The organism is Arthrobacter sp. zg.Y820, from assembly GCF_030125555.1.
Classification (GTDB): Bacteria; Actinomycetota; Actinomycetes; order Actinomycetales; family Micrococcaceae; genus Arthrobacter_B.
In genome coordinates this window covers 411,516-424,650 of the sequence record NZ_JASKLX010000001.1, presented here as the reverse complement: position 1 = coordinate 424,650, position 13,135 = coordinate 411,516, and the positions used below count along the sequence as shown (strand labels likewise).

General features: G+C 68.6%; 14 protein-coding genes and 1 riboswitch. Of the genes, 4 read left to right on the top strand and 10 right to left on the bottom strand.

Annotated features, from left to right (window positions below):
- Positions 1 to 19: 19 nt before the first annotated feature.
- Entirely contained in the window at positions 20 to 751 is a 732-nt protein-coding gene (locus QNN99_RS01935; protein ID WP_229964726.1) for a DedA family protein, read from the bottom strand.
- Positions 752 to 1,570: 819 nt separating this feature from the next.
- On the opposite strand from QNN99_RS01935, the gene QNN99_RS01930 reads away from it, so the two are divergent.
- Entirely contained in the window at positions 1,571 to 2,656 is a 1,086-nt protein-coding gene (locus tag QNN99_RS01930; protein WP_229964725.1) for an SGNH/GDSL hydrolase family protein, read from the top strand.
- Positions 2,657 to 2,696: 40 nt separating this feature from the next.
- Here the strand turns inward: QNN99_RS01930 and QNN99_RS01925 are convergent, their stop codons facing one another.
- Positions 2,697 to 3,764, bottom strand: coding sequence for an ATP-dependent DNA ligase (locus QNN99_RS01925; RefSeq protein WP_229964724.1), 1,068 nt, complete (start codon positions 3,762 to 3,764; stop codon positions 2,697 to 2,699).
- Between the two features lie 10 nt (positions 3,765 to 3,774).
- Positions 3,775 to 4,326 carry an RBBP9/YdeN family alpha/beta hydrolase gene (locus QNN99_RS01920; protein ID WP_229964723.1) on the bottom strand — a complete coding sequence of 184 codons (552 nt, stop codon included), beginning with the start codon at positions 4,324 to 4,326 and terminating at the stop codon, positions 3,775 to 3,777.
- 88 nt (positions 4,327 to 4,414) lie between these two features.
- Between QNN99_RS01920 and QNN99_RS01915 the strand changes: the two genes are divergently transcribed.
- A complete protein-coding gene (locus QNN99_RS01915) occupies positions 4,415 to 5,434 on the top strand; it encodes an LLM class flavin-dependent oxidoreductase (RefSeq protein WP_229965048.1) in 1,020 nt (339 codons plus the stop codon).
- Between the two features lie 31 nt (positions 5,435 to 5,465).
- Here QNN99_RS01915 and QNN99_RS01910 read toward each other — a convergent pair whose 3' ends face one another.
- Positions 5,466 to 6,851, bottom strand: coding sequence for an acetamidase/formamidase family protein (locus QNN99_RS01910; RefSeq protein WP_229964722.1), 1,386 nt, complete (start codon positions 6,849 to 6,851; stop codon positions 5,466 to 5,468).
- Positions 6,852 to 6,989: 138 nt separating this feature from the next.
- Positions 6,990 to 7,126: riboswitch (SAM riboswitch) on the top strand.
- A 15-nt stretch (positions 7,127 to 7,141) separates the two neighbouring features.
- Between QNN99_RS01910 and QNN99_RS01905 the strand changes: the two genes are divergently transcribed.
- A complete protein-coding gene (locus tag QNN99_RS01905) occupies positions 7,142 to 7,525 on the top strand; it encodes a hypothetical protein (RefSeq protein WP_229964721.1) in 384 nt (127 codons plus the stop codon).
- Positions 7,526 to 7,620: 95 nt separating this feature from the next.
- On the top strand, positions 7,621 to 8,058 hold the full coding sequence (locus QNN99_RS01900; protein WP_229964720.1) for a VOC family protein: 438 nt from the start codon (positions 7,621 to 7,623) through the stop codon (positions 8,056 to 8,058).
- A 38-nt stretch (positions 8,059 to 8,096) separates the two neighbouring features.
- Here the strand turns inward: QNN99_RS01900 and QNN99_RS01895 are convergent, their stop codons facing one another.
- The 6 genes from QNN99_RS01895 to QNN99_RS01870 form a co-directional block, all read right to left on the bottom strand.
- A complete protein-coding gene (locus tag QNN99_RS01895) occupies positions 8,097 to 8,822 on the bottom strand; it encodes a CPBP family intramembrane glutamic endopeptidase (protein WP_229965047.1) in 726 nt (241 codons plus the stop codon).
- A gap of 11 nt (positions 8,823 to 8,833) precedes the next feature.
- On the bottom strand, positions 8,834 to 9,709 hold the full coding sequence (locus tag QNN99_RS01890; RefSeq protein WP_229964719.1) for an NAD(P)H-hydrate dehydratase: 876 nt from the start codon (positions 9,707 to 9,709) through the stop codon (positions 8,834 to 8,836).
- Positions 9,693 to 10,421 carry a histidine phosphatase family protein gene (locus tag QNN99_RS01885; protein ID WP_229964718.1) on the bottom strand — a complete coding sequence of 243 codons (729 nt, stop codon included), beginning with the start codon at positions 10,419 to 10,421 and terminating at the stop codon, positions 9,693 to 9,695. Before QNN99_RS01885 ends, QNN99_RS01890 begins: the two co-directional genes overlap by 17 nt.
- Before the next feature lie 100 nt (positions 10,422 to 10,521).
- Positions 10,522 to 11,175: a hypothetical protein gene (locus tag QNN99_RS01880; protein WP_229964717.1), complete on the bottom strand. Its 654-nt coding sequence runs from the start codon at positions 11,173 to 11,175 to the stop codon at positions 10,522 to 10,524.
- Positions 11,172 to 11,768 (bottom strand): hypothetical protein, encoded by a 597-nt coding sequence (locus QNN99_RS01875; protein WP_229964716.1) that lies wholly within the window; start codon positions 11,766 to 11,768, stop codon positions 11,172 to 11,174. The genes QNN99_RS01880 and QNN99_RS01875 overlap by 4 nt, the downstream gene beginning before the upstream one ends.
- Positions 11,769 to 11,884: 116 nt before the next feature.
- On the bottom strand, positions 11,885 to 13,114 hold the full coding sequence (locus QNN99_RS01870) for an MFS transporter (protein WP_229964715.1): 1,230 nt from the start codon (positions 13,112 to 13,114) through the stop codon (positions 11,885 to 11,887).
- Positions 13,115 to 13,135: the final 21 nt, after the last annotated feature.

The following is a 13,135-nucleotide window of genomic DNA, read 5'->3' as shown; positions in this document are numbered from 1 at the left end:
CGCGCCGGAGCGGGGCGATTCAGTCGCCCGGCTCCGGCGCCGGCTTGTTCCGTGCCCGGGGCCGGACCGGCTTGTTCCGGACCGGCTTGTTCGGGGCCGGCTTCGGGGCCCGGGACCGGGCCGGGGCGGAGGCACCGGACCGGCGCTGCTGCAGCAGCGTGAGCGCAATGGTCGCTGTGGTGAGCAGGACGACTCCCACGATGAGCAGGTCCAGATGGTCACGGATAAAGGGGAACCGGTTCCCCAGAAGGTAGCCCAGCAGCGTCAGCCCCATCCCCCAGAGCAGGGCACCGGCGGCGTCGAATGCCACATACACGGGGTAGCGCATCCTCGCCACCCCGGCCACCACCGGAGTGAAGGTCCGCACGATTCCCACGAACCGGGCAAGGGTCACCGCCTTGCCGCCGTGACGGGCGAAAAACTGCTCGGCCCGGTCCACGTTCTCGCGCCGGAAAATGCGCGACTCCGGCCGGGAGAACACCGTGGGACCGGCCGTCCTGCCAATCCAATAGCCCAGCTGGTCGCCGGCGAACGCGGACGCTGAAATAAGCAGCCCGAGCACCCACACACTGGCGTCAACCGTTCCGGTGGACACCAGCAGCCCGGCAGTGAACAGCAGGGTATCGCCGGGCAGGAAAAAACCGACCAGCAGTCCGGTTTCGGCAAACACGATGGCGCACACCAGCAGGACAACCCACGGCCCCAGCGCCGGATCCGCCAGGAACACCTGTGGATCCAGCCAGTCAGGCACGTGGCTCCCGGTGCATCAGAGTCATTTTCCCGCCGTTGGCCCCAGCCTCACACGCAGTCACGCCTTCAACCTACGGCACTGCGGTGTGCGCTGTCCCGCCGCTGCACAAACCCGCGCATTAACCACTGCTCCCCGTCAATTCGTGCGTGGCGCACAGGTTCCCACTCCCTGTGGCAGGTGTTGCCTTCTGGGGCCCCACCAGCCCCGCGAGTGCTCAAACAGTGGGAACCCGTGCGCGCGAGCGGGCCAACGACAGCACCGCGGTCGATACGGCGGAGCGACGGCGGAGCGACGGCGGAGCGACGGCGACGGCGGAGCGACGGCGACGGCGGAGCGACGGCGACGGCGGAGCGACGGCGACGGCGGAGCGACGGCGACGGCGATGGCGACGGCGGCCTTGCACGACCGGGGTCGGGAACCGAAACGACGACCGCGGGCAATAACCCTGCCCGGGTCTGAGCTGCCGCACCCGGCACGCACTGGTTCCCACTCTCTGTGGCAGGTGTTGCCTCCTGGGCCCCCACCAGCCCCACGAGTGCTCATACAGTGGGAACCCGTGCGCTGGAGCGGGCTGATGACAGCGCCGCAAGTACGACGGCGCCCCGCAACCCCCGCGCCCTTGGCAGGCAGACAGGGCAGGAGGGCAGGCATGGGAAGGAAGACAGGGCAGGAGACACTTGGCGCCGCACGCCCTGCAAGCTCGCCAAAGCAGCACGGCAACAACGGGGAATTTACCCGCTTCTGCGCTCCGGGACTCCTGCCCGGGCCCTCCGCCGGACTAGTTTGGTGTCGCACATCCGGACCAGCAAAGGAACTGCCATGCGCGATTTGGACCAGAGCGCCACGACCAGCCTTCATCCCACGCCCACGCCGCCACCCGGGTTGCGCCGGGCAGGATTCATCGGCGCGCTGGTACTGAGCCTCACCGGGTTGTTGCCGGGCGCCGCGGCAGCGCCGGCAACTGCGGCAGAGTCGGCCCCGGCGGGCGGCTCGGGACAGCAGGCACAGCCCGACGGACGCGGCGGCGGCTGGGCCGGCGGAGGCGACGGCAAGGGCCACGGCCACGGCCACGGCGGGAAGGGCCACGGCCACGGCGACCACGGCGGCAAGGGCCACGGCAGGGACCGGACCGTCGACTACGTGGCGTTTGGCGACTCCTTCGCCGCGGGCGTCGGCGGCGGGCCGGCCCTGGACGCCTGCGGCCGCACCGCCGAGGGATATCCGGCCCTGCTGGATGCCCTGCCGCGCGTGGAGCTGGACAGCAACCAGTCCTGTACCGGTGCCACCGCCCTGACCACGCCGCCGGCACCGCCCGCCGGTCCGGTGGATCTGCCGGAGCAAATTTCCGCCGCCGTTTCCGCGGATCTGCTGAACCACCGGACCGATCTGGTGACGGTCACGATCAGCGGCAACGATGTGCTGTTCGGCCCGGTGGCGGCGGCGTGCGCCGGGCCGGTGCTGCCGGCCGCCTGTGCCCCGGCAATTGCCGCGGCACAGGAGTACGCGGAGACCGCCGTCGTTCCCCAGCTGCAGGCGAGCTTCGCCGCCATCGAAGCGGCCGCGCCGCGGGCTGAACTCGTGGTGGCCGGCTATCCGCACCTGTTCGAGGGCACCACCCCCGGCGTACTGAGCATTGAAGCGCAGAACCTGTTCAACGCCGGCACCGACATATTGAATGCGCTGGTCGCCGGGCAGGTTGGTGACGGAACGTTCGTGGATGTCACGGAGGTCTTCACCGGTCACGGAATCGGCTCCGCGGATTCCTGGATCGTCCCTGCGACTGAACCGTTTGGCCTGCATCCCACTGCCGCCGGCTACCGCGAGGGTTATCTGGCAGCCATCACGGAGACAGTGGAGCTGTTCGACAGGGACGGGCACGGCCGGGGCTGCCGCGGACGCGGTTAGGAAAGGCCGGGTTCCGGCCGCCAGCTGATCAGCACCGCCGCTAGCTGATCAGCACCTCGGCCAGGTCAAACTTCACCGGCTCCTCCAACTGGTCATAGGTGCAGGACTCCGGCGCGCGGTCCGGACGCCAGCGCAGGAACTGGGCGGTGTGGCGGAAGCGTTCGCCCTCCATGTGGTCGTACTTGACCTCCACCACCCGCTCGGGCCGCAGCGGCACGAAGGACAGGTCCTTGTCTCCGCTCCAGCGGCTGCCCTCGGAGTTGCGCGGCGTACGGGTCCCGGTTTCCTGCTTCTCCGCCGTCCAGGGATGCTCGGCGGAGTCGGAAATCAGCGGCTGCAGTTCGGAGAACAGTTCACGCCGCCGAGCCATGGTGAAGGCTCCGGCGACGCCCACATTGGTGAGGGCGCCGTCGTCGTTGTAGAGGCCCAGCAGCAGGGAACCCACCGCGTCGGGCCCGCTCTTGTGCACCCGGTAGCCGGCCAGGACGCAGTCAGCGGTGCGTTCGTGCTTGAACTTGGCCATGGCTCGCTTGCCGGGCGAATAAACGTCCCCCAGCGGCTTGGCGATGATGCCGTCCAGTCCGGCCCCCTCGAACTCCCCGAACCAGCGCCGCGCCGTGGCCGGATCGGTGGTGCGGTTGGTCAGGTACACCGGAGCCGCGGCGCCGGCCAGCGCCTGTTCCAGGGCGCTGCGGCGTTCGGCATAGGGACGGTCCAAGTAGCTGGTGTCCTCCAGCGCCAGCAGATCAAAGGCCGCGAATGCCGCCGGCGTCTGCTCGGCGAGCAGCTTCACCCGAATGGCGGCCGGATGGATGCGCTGCTGCAGCACCTCAAAGTCCAGCCGTTTCCCGGAAGCACTGACCAGGATGATCTCGCCGTCCACCACGCAGCGCTCCGGCAGATTGGCCTTCAGCGCCTCCACCAGCTCGGGAAAGTACCGGGTCATCGGCTTTTCATTGCGGCTGCCGATCTCCAGCTCCTCACCGTCGCGGAAGATGATCGAGCGGAAGCCGTCCCACTTGGGCTCGTAGGAGTAGTCCCCCTCGGGCAGGGTGCTCACGGCTTTGGCCAGCATCGGGGCCACGGGCGGCAGTACCGGAAGTTTCATGGGCCCATTCTTACCCGGAGAACACGCTGGCGCCCAGCCCGGCGGCGAAGGCGGTGAGCAGGTGCCGGCCCTGCGGCCAGTCGCCGATGCCGCTTTCGTCGTTGAGGTGGGTAAACGGGCCGGCGTCGATCAGCGGAACATCCCAGCCGAGGGCCAGAACGCGCGCGGCCGGCAGCGGGCAGTACGGATCGTTTTCGCTGGCGACCAGCAGCGCGGGCACCGGCAGCGGCTGCAGCCGCGGGTTCCGGAACGACGCCGCGCTGTCCGGAAACTCCGGCTCGGCCGGATCCGGCGGAGCGACCAGCAGCACGCCGCGGGCTCCGCCGGGATGGCGCAGCAGCCATTCCGCGGCGGCCAGGCAGCCCAGGCTGTGGGCCACCAGGATGGTGTCGCCGCGGCGGGGCCCGGCGGCGGCGTCGAGCGCTTCCATCCAGTTTTCCAGCTCCGGGTCGTCCCACGACGACGGCGAAATCCGGGACACGTCCGGCTCACCGTCCTGCCACAGGCTCTGCCAGTGTGCTTCGTTGGAGCCGCCGATGCCGGGGACCATGGTCAGATGCATGTTTCTTCCTCGCTTCCGGTGCGCCGGACGCTCGGGACTCCGGAGCATCCGGGGGAATATCTCTTGGGAAACCGGCGCTGTGCTGAACATGAAAAAGATCGGTTTCCTGTCCTTTGGACATTACCGGGATGTGCAGGGATCTTTTGTCCGCACCGCCCGGGACGCGCTGCTGCAGACGATTGATGTGGCGGTGGCGGCCGAGGAGCTGGGCATCGACGGCGCCTACCTCCGGGTCCACCATTTCGCGCCGCAGTTCGCCGCACCGTTCCCGCTGCTGTCCGCTCTGGCCGCCCGGACCAGCCGGCTGGAACTGGGCACCGCGGTGATCGACATGCGGTACGAGAATCCGCTGTACATGGCCGAGGAAGCCGCGGCGGCGGATCTGATCAGCGGCGGACGGCTGCAGCTGGGCCTCAGCCGGGGATCCCCCGAGCCCGCGCTGCGCGGCTACGAGGCCTTCGGCTATGTGCCGGCCGACGGCAGCACCGACGCCGATGAAGCCCGCAAGCACACCCTGGTGTTCCGCGCCGCGATCGCCGGCGCCGGTCTGGCGGCCTCCGATCCGGTCATGACCGGTGCCTCCGGAACACTGCCGGTGGAACCGCAGTCCCCCGGGCTGAGCAACCGGATCTGGTGGGGTTCGGGAACGCGGGCCACGGCGAAGTGGACGGGCCAGCAGGGCATGAACCTGATGAGCTCGACCCTCCTGACCGAGGACACAGGCGTGCCCTTTGACCAGCTCCAGGCCGAGCAGATTGAGGTGTTCCGCGCCGCCTGGGCGGAGTCCGGGCACGAGGGAACGCCGCGCGTATCCGTCAGCCGCAGCGTCATTCCCCTGGTTACCGAGGAGGACCGCCGGTATTTCGGGTTGCGTGCCCAGGCCGACACCAGGGACCAGGTGGGCCGGCTCGACGGCGGACTGGCCCGGTTCGGCAAGAGCTACATCGGTGAACCGGAGGTGATTGCGGCCCAGCTGGCCGGCGACGCCGCGGTGCAGGCCGCGGACACGGTCCTGATCACGGTGCCGAACCAGCTGGGCGTTGACTACAACGTGCAGCTGCTGGAGAGCATCCTCAAGCATGTCGCTCCGGCGGCCGGCTGGCGCTGAACATTCGGCGCCGACCCCTTCGGCTGAGGCATCAGCCGAAGTCGGCCTTGCGGATCAGCCCGTGCACGCCCACGGTCCGGTCCACGACCTGGGACACGGCGAAGTCGGCGGCGGCGGACAGGTAGGCGTAGGCGACGGCGCGGTCCATGCCTTTTTCCTGCTCGAGGAAGTCCAGGGCATTGACCACGGCCCGCCGCATGGCCACGTTCAGGTCACTGCTCACCCCACCGGCGCCCAGGCCGTCGGGGTCGGAGAGGCCGATGGGAATCCAGGCATCTGCGGTTTCGCCGAACGGATACCGGTGGGCCAGGGCCGGCGCGTCCCCCGAACCGGGTTTGCAGACGGTCAGCCGGAAGGTGCCGCGCAGGGAACCTTCCATGGCGGTCAGCGCCACTTCGCCGTCGCCCATGCCCATGTGCGGATCGCCCACGTAGAACAGGGCGCCGTCGGCCTTGACCGGCAGGTAAAAGGTGGACCCGGGGCCCAGATGGCGGATGTCGATGTTGCCGCCGCCGAGCGTGGGCGGCACTGAGTTGGCCTCGGGGCCGGTCAGGCCCTCGTTCTCGGAGAAGGCCACGCCCATCATGCCCATGAACGGGCGCAGCGGAAAGCGGATTTTCATGTCGCCGCTGGTCATCACGCCCTTGCCGTCCTCGATTGCGGTGAAGACCGAGACGTTGCCGTAGTCCGTCGGGACGCCCGAGGACCGGTTGTCCGCGGCCGCCGGCGGCATGACTTCCTCCAGGGTGATGCCCTCCGGTGCGGCCGGGCCGTTCTGCAGCGCGAGCGCGCCCTTGCCGTGGCGGCTGGAGACGACGCCGTAGGGGACCCGGGGCACGGCCGCGAGGGTTTCGATCTTCAGGACGTCGCCGGGCTCGGCGCCTTCCACGGCAACGGGACCGGTGACGATGTGCGGCCCGTCCGTGTCGAAGTTCCGCGGCGTGCGGTTGTAGCCGGCGGCGATGTCCACGGCGTCCTGCAGCACCCCGTCCGCCGCGACGCCGTGGCCGCCGAAGAAGGACAGCGGATCCCGGCCCTGGTCCTCCAGGATCCCCTCATGCGAGAGGGCGTCGATGGTGACGGTCTGCCCGGATTTCATCCGGGCCACCGGCGTGGCATGCACGGCCGGCACGTAACCCCAGAGCACTTCCTCCGGGGTGGAGGCAAGATAGAGGTCCCCGGGCATGTCTCCGGAGTGCGGCTGCAGGATGGCCCCCGACCTCGGGCCGGCCGACCCGGGCGACCCGGCAGCACCGGCGTCCGCAGCTGCCGCGGAAGAATCCTGCACCGGTTTCGCACTGCATCCCGACCCCACCGCCAACATGCCAAGACCCGCCGCGGCTCCGAGGAATCCCCGGCGGCCCAGGCCCTTGGTGAGTACCGCTGCGGCCTCGCGTCCAATCAGCATTCGGTTCATCGTGTCCTCCAATAGCTCGTGCCATCAAGCTAGCCAAACGGAGTTTCGAGGCTGTTTCCGGCGGATGAACGGGCCACGCACATCACGGCGGACCACGGCGGTTCCCAGTGTCGGCGTCGTGCGCTAGGGTGGTCTCAGCTTCACGAGAGGTGGCCACCGGCCCGGATTCGTCCGGCCGGAAAAGCTCCGACTGGCCTCACACCAACCCCATTGTTCGGCGGGTGGTTCGGATGACGAAGCGGCCCGCTGCCGCCCGGCGCGGGCAAGGACACTCTGTAAAGGACCACGCTGTGAGCGTTTCCAGTGACACCCGTTGCGTCAGCTTCACCCCCGGCCACAACGTCCACCTCATCCACGGCAAGAAGCTGGCCGGTTTTGATGACTGGGTGGATGCCCGGGCCTATGCCGATGTTGAGCTGGACCTGATCCAGCTGATTGTGGACGGTGAGCAGCAGCTGATGTGGTTCCACGATATCCCCGCCCTGGCACTGGCCCTGGCGCATTCCGGCGGAGAGGCGCAGTGGTGCGCACGCTACTCGTCGCTGTTGGTGCCCGGCGGCTTCGACAGCCCGGCCCGGCGCTCTTTTTTCTACTTGGCCACGCCGGAAAGGGTGCATCCCTGTAAACGGATCGCCGCAGGCGCCGGCGCTGCCGCTCAAGAGCTGCGGGGCTGACCCCCGGCGATCGCTTCCGGGCCGCCGGCGTCTGCGGACAGTAACTGTCCGCAATCCTTCCGGGCGGGAGCCTGCCGCTGGCTAGGCTCCTGCCCATGACGTTCAATATCCAGATATGTGTTGACTGCGCCGACCCCCACGCCCAGGCCGATTGGTGGGCCGAAACCCTGGGCTGGGTCCCGGAGCCCCTCGACCAGGCCCTGATCGATTCCTCGCTGGAACAGGGCGCCGTAAGCCCGGACCTGCTGATCGAGCACAACGGACAGCGCAGGTGGCGCGACGGCGCCGCAATCTGCCGGGAAAGCGAGGTGGGTTCCCCGGGACGCCTGCGAATCCTGTTCCAGCCCGTGCCCGAACCGAAGACGGTGAAGGACCGCATCCATCTGGACATCCACCTCGACGGCGGAGACAAGGACGCGATGCGCGCCGCGCTGGAGGCTCGGGGTGCCACGTTCCTTTACGCAGCCGAGCAGGGTCCGTCCTCCTGGTACACGATGGCCGACCCCGAGGGCAACGAATTCTGCATCGCCTAGTCCCCCGACCGGCGGATCCAATGCCGCACCGTCAACAGTTATCCCAGCAGCTCTGCCGGGATCGCGTAGGTCAGCAGGACGGCGAGCAGGTTTTTCGCGGCGTGGACCGCGTAGGACAGGATGAAGTTGTTCCCCGCCCAGACGTAGATGCCCACCAGAACCGCGCCCATGGCCAGGTACGGCAGCAGCACCGGCAACGTCAGCGATTCCTTCCCCGCGATGTGGATCCCGGCGAACAGCAGCAGCGAGATCAGGCAGCAGACCCAGATGTTGAGGTATTTGCTGAGCTTGCCGATCAGCAGGTGGCGGAAGATGTACTCCTCGACAAACGGCGCAATCACCACCAGCAGGGGAATGATCAGCAGCGGAGGCAGGGAGACGACCAGCCCCTCAACCGCTTCCTGGTTCACCGCGGTTTCCGGCGGGCCGGAAATCAGGACGACGACGGCGGTGAGCAGCAGCATCGCGAAAACGCCGCCGGGAATGATCGCCAGGGTCAGCCACGGGCGGGTGGCCAGGATCCGGGTTTCCCGCACCGCATAGCGCCACGACGCCCAGGCCGCCAGCGCGCCTGCGGACAGGTAGAACGCCAGGTTCACGGCGTAGCCGGCCAGCAGCGGATCAGGGATCAGCTGCATCAGACCGGGAACGCCGAGGCCCGGGGCAAAGCTGAAGATCAGGAGGAACAGGACATAGAACCCGGCGGCAAACCCGTCCCGGGGCGTGAAGGTGTAGGGCAGGGGCAGGATCGCCGGCCGGTTCATTCTCGGCACCGCTAGACGGTCAGCTCCGCCATCACGCGGGGCATCGCTTCGAGCAGCTCTCCGGCGAGGAAGCTCAACGGCCCCTGGGCTGCGGAAAGCCGGTCGCCGGCCGTGGAATGCAGGTAGGTGCCCCAGCAGGCGGCCTGCTCCGGGGACGCTTGGCGGGCGAGGAATCCGCCGACCGCGCCGGCCAGGACGTCGCCGCTGCCGGAGGTGCCCAGCCCGGGATTTCCGGCCGGAATTTCCCAGCGGCGCCCGTCCGGGGCGGCGATGAGCCCGTGCAGGGCCACCACTGCCTGGTACCTGGCAGCGATGTCGCCGGCGGCCTGCTCCATCTCGAGGTCGGCCTCCGGATCCGCGTCCAGCAGGCGCGCGGCTTCGTTCTTGTTCGGCGTCAGGACCAGGCGCCCGGCCCAGGGTTCGTAGACTTCCGGCAGCCCGGGCAGCACGCCGAGGGCGAAGGCATCCAGGACGACGGCGGCGGAATCGTTCAGCAGCGGACCGATCCCCCGGAGCAGCTCGGCGGCTTGCTCGGCGTCGTCGAGGCCGGGTCCGATCACCACGACGTCGGCGCTTTCCAAGGCAACGGCCAGAGCCTTCGCCGCCCGCTCGCCGGAGATGACGCCGTCGTCCTCCGGCAGTCCCACGGCGCCCGATTCCGGCACCGCCACCGCGACGGCCACCGCGGCGGACTCCGCCACGGCCAGCGTCAGCCGGCCGGCGCCGACCCGCAGCGCCGCCCGCCCGGCCAGCATCGCGGCGCCCGGCGAAAACCGTGCCCCGCCAACCACCAGGACGGTGCCGCGGTCAGACTTGTCGGCCGCGTCCCGGTTGACCTGCCAGTTCTTCAGCAGTGCCGGTGTTACGACTTCAGCGGGGCTGGACATGCTCTTCATCTCCTGCATGCTCGGTGACGGGGGCGCCGCCGGACTCCAGATGGTCCACGGCGTTGAAGCTCTTCAGGGTCCAGCGGCCGTGCCCGGAGGGCCGAACCAGCCGCGTGACGGAGGCGTTGCGGACGCTGGTGCTTGCCGCGATCTCCAGCAGCTCCTGCTCGCTGAGGCGTTCGCAGATGTAGCGGATCAGCATGATCACCGCATCGTGGCAGACGACGGCGACCCGCCCGCCGTCCTCGTCCTCGTCGAGGTCGCGCAGGACCGACCGCAGCCGCAGCGCCACATCGGCCCAGGATTCCCCTCCCGGCGGACGGTAGGAGAACTTGCCCAGCCAGTTCCGGCGCTGCGCCTCATCCGGGAACCGGGCGGTCACGCCCGCCGAGGTCAGCAGATCCAGGATGCCCAGCTCGCGGTCGCGCAGCCGTTCGTCAACGCGCAGGTCCTGCAGTCCGGCCAGTTCGGCCGTCTGCCGGGCCCGCAGATAGGGCGAGCACCACACGGAGTCGGGGCGTTCAGCTCGCGGCAGGCCGTCGAAGAGGCGGCCCAGTGCCTCCCCCTGGAGGACGCCGTCGTCGCTGAGCGGAACGTCGGCGTCGCGCAGGTCGATGTCGATGACTTCAGCGCCGGAGCGCATCGCTGCGGTGGCGGCAAGGTTGCCCGCGCTTTCACCGTGCCGGATGAGGATCAGTTCAGTTGCACCCATTCTCCGACTCTACTCTGCAGGCCGTTGCCGTTGTCGTTGCCGCTGCCGGGGCCTGCGTCCGGGCGGCGTTTTCCTGACCATCTCCGCGCGGCCCTTCCTGCTACCCGTTGGCGGTGAGGCGTTCGTCCCACTTGTCGCTGCCGAATAATCCGTGCCACAGGCCGCTGGCGATTGCCAACTTCTTGTTGAAGGTCTTCGGTTGGGGCTCGCGCGGGGAGCCGGGGAGGCGAGGCCCGGGCGGCGCCGGAGGAATTTTCCGCTCTTCGGATTTGACCGCCTTCAGTGCGGCGGCCACCGGAGCGCTGAAGACGAGGGAATCCATGATGGCGTCGAACTCCGCCAGCCCGAAGTCGCCGTGCCGGTTCCGGCCCGTCACCTTGTAACCGGATTTCAGGCCTCTCAGGGGAACCCCCTCGCTGAGGGACAGGAAGAGCCAGGATCCGGCGCCGCAGTCCACTGCCAGGTGTCCGGTTCGCACCAGGTGCTTGAAGTCCTTGGCCGTGACGGCGGGCGTGCCGGGAAACTGCTCCTTGAGCTTGAAGACGAAGGACTTAGTGTCGTACCGGCAGGCGAAGAAGCTGATCACCACCCTCAACACTTCGCGCAGGAGCATCAGGACGACCAGCCAGGACAAAAGGCTCCCCGGCCATATGCCGGCAATCACCAAGGCTGCCACTGCTGTTGCCCGAAGGATCAGGCGTACCCAGCTGTAGGTGCCGGTACTGGTAATGAACGGGAAGTGGAGAGTTTTCACTGCACCGGCTCCCGCTGCAGGGCGGTCAGGGCTTCCGCCTCGTAGGTCAGCCGGGTGGCGTCACGCACTCTGCCCTCCAGCTCCCAGGTCACGGAGGCCGGAATGGGCGGCAACACGGCGGGCGCATGGCCGGGCAGATGCGCACCCACGGTCCGCAGCCGGTCCCTGTATCCGCGCTTCAGCTCGCGGAGCTTGGCCGTGTTGGCCTGTTCCAGCATGGCCTCGGAAAGCCGGTCGGCGGCGGCATCGATTTTGGCCAGCATTTCCGAGGTGCTCTGCTGCCGTTCCGCTGCGGCGGCGCGGGCTTCAATGACTCCGGCCTTGACCTGCTCAACGTCGGCCTGCAGCCGCTCCGCGGTGCTTGCCAGGTCCGCGGCAGAGCCGGCATCCTGCGGCTGCGCTTCGGCGGCGGCGAGCAGGTGGTTCCTGCGGCGTGCGAACCGGGCGGCAAGGCCCGTGAGATGCTCAATCTGCCCGTCCAAGTACTCCAACTGCCCAGTGGCTTCCCGGTGCGCGTCAGATGCCGGGATCCGCGCGTGTTTCAGGCGTTCCAAGGCAGTCCCGGCAGCAGTGACCTTCGTCCGTTTCCCCACAACACTCCCCCATTGATAATTCATGGAGAACAATACCAACACCCCCGGGTTTCCGGTGCACCCCCGACCCGCCGCACGGGGTGCAGGACGGGCGGTGACGGCGCTGATTTGCCCGCTCAGGTACGGGTGCGCTCGTCCACCTTGCCGCCGTTGCGCACAGTGAAGGTCAGCAGCAGGGCAACCGCGGCGAAGGCCGCCAGCAGCATCAGTCCCACGAAATAACTGCGGTTTGCGGGATCATAGGTTGCGCCCATGACCAGCGGCGGAAAGTAGCCGCCCAGGCCACCGGCGGCGGCAATAATGCCGCCCACCGTTCCCACGTCCTGCAGCGGAGCAGCGCGTCCCACCCAGGCGAACACGCCACCGGTGCCCAGGCCCAGGAACAACGCCATCAGGATGAAGGCGGTGCCGTAAACCCGTTCCTCCTCGGGACGCAGCGCGACGACGACGGCCAGCACCACGGTGCCGGCCAGGGACGCGAGGGTGACCAGTTTGGGCCCCACCCTGTCAGCGATCGAGCCGCCGATTGGCCGGGCGATCACGGCTGCGACGGCGAAACCTGCAGTTCGGGTGCCGGCGGCCGTCGCGTCGTAGTCGTAGACGTTGCCGAGATACGTGGGCAGGTAGTTCGAAAACGCCACAAACGCGCCGAACACCACCCCGTACAGGAAGCACAGCTGCCAGGTGGCCCGCAGGGTGAACGCGTGCGTGATCTTTGGCAGCACCGGTTGCGTGGGAGCGCTCCACGCCGGGGAATTCCGCAGGATCAGCCAGCTCAGCAGCGCCATAGCTGCAACGACGACGGCGATGATGATGTGTGTGCCCATGTAGCCGACGGCGGTGACCAGGCGGGGCGTGAAGAACGCCGAGACAGCCGTGCCCACCATGCCGGCGCCGAAGACGCCGGTGGCGAAGCCTTTGCGGTTGCGCTCGTACCAGGCGGAGCAGAACGGGATGCCGATCGCGAACACAGTGCCGGCAATGCCGAGGAAAAACGCAATGACCACCAGAAACGGAAAGTTCTCCAGCTGCCCGACGATTCCGGTGAGCAGCACCAACGGTGCCGTGACGCCCAGGATGACGGTGAACATGACGCGGCCGCCGAAGCGGTCGGTCAGCGCACCCACCGGGATGCGCGCCACCGAGCCGACCAGGATCGGCATGGCCACCAGGATGGAGGTTTGCCCCGGCCCCAGGTCCATGCCGGAGGCATACCGGCTGGAGAGCGGGCCGATGATGGTCCAGGCCCAGAACCCCACGGTGGAGGCGACGGTAGCGACGATCAGGTTCCGGAGCTGGCCGGATTTCAGGTTTGCGGCGGATGCCGGGGTCTCTGCTGATGACATGGCGTCGGTCCTTACTGCCGG